The sequence below is a fragment of the Hymenobacter agri genome (genome assembly GCF_054778495.1).
The window spans coordinates 1-1,050 of record NZ_BAAGZM010000995.1 but is presented as its reverse complement, the minus strand read 5'-3'; the positions used below and the strand labels follow the sequence as shown (position 1 = coordinate 1,050).

Below are 1,050 nucleotides of genomic sequence, written 5' to 3'. Positions count from 1 at the left end.
GCCAGCCCGGCCGGACCCGAGCCCACCACGGCCACCGTGCGGCCCGATTTCAGCACCGGCGCCGTCGGCTGCACGTAGCCCTTGGCGAAGGCAATTTCAATGATATGCTTCTCAATTTCCTCAATGGCCACTGGGCTGCTGTGGATGCTGAGCACGCAGGCTGCCTCGCAGGGCGCGGGACAGATGCGGCCGGTGAATTCCGGGAAGTTGTTGGTGGCGCTCAGAATCTGGTAGGCTTCTTCCCACTTCTCCTCGCGCACGGCATCGTTGAATTCGGGGATGATGTTGCCCAGCGGGCAGCCCGAATGGCAGAACGGGATGCCGCAATCCATGCAGCGGGCCGCTTGTTTGGTGAGCTGGTCTTCGGCGTAGGTGCCCACGAACTCGCGGTTGTGGGCCACGCGCTCCTGCGGTGCGGCTTTCGGCGGCAACTCGCGGGCGTATTCTTTGAAACCGGTGGGGTTAGGCATGTTTTAGAACGTTGTAGAGACACATATTCGCGTCTCAATCGTTGCTGATAATTGGGCGATGTAGAGACACAATATTTTGCGTCTCGTCGTTGCTGATGTTGTTATTGCTGTGCGGTTATGCGCGGTTCCGGTCGTTCAACGACGAGACGCAAAATGTTGCGTCTCTACACCGTTCAGGCGGCGCGGACGAAGAGACGCAAGTATGCGTCTCTACCCCACCTCCGCATACCGCGCTTTCGCCAGCACCTTCTTGTACTCGCTCGGAAACACTTTCACGAACTTGCCGGCTTCCTCCTGCCAGTTGCCGAGCAAGAAGGCCGCCACTTGGCTGCCGGTCAGCGCCACGTGTTGCCGCAGCAGCTCCTGAATCTGGTCTTCGTCGTCGGCGTCAAGCGGGTCGAGCTCCACCATTTCGGGGTTGCAGTTCTGGGCGAAGGTGCCGTGGTGGTCGTACACCCAGGCGATGCCGCCGCTCATGCCGGCGGCGAAGTTGCGGCCCGTCTGGCCCAGGATGAGGGCGCGGCCGCCGGTCATGTACTCGCAGCCGTGGTCGCCCACGCCTTCCACCACGGCCGTGGCG

General features: G+C 61.8%; 1 protein-coding gene and 1 pseudogene. Both read right to left on the bottom strand.

Annotated elements, in window-relative coordinates:
- Positions 1–470, bottom strand: a pseudogene (gene gltD / locus ACYVDE_RS23970) (glutamate synthase); the annotation flags it as partial.
- 210 nt (positions 471–680) lie between these two features.
- Positions 681–1,050 (bottom strand): GltB/FmdC/FwdC-like GXGXG domain-containing protein (locus ACYVDE_RS23965; RefSeq protein ID WP_460504035.1); only part of this gene is annotated, 370 nt, incomplete at its 5' end.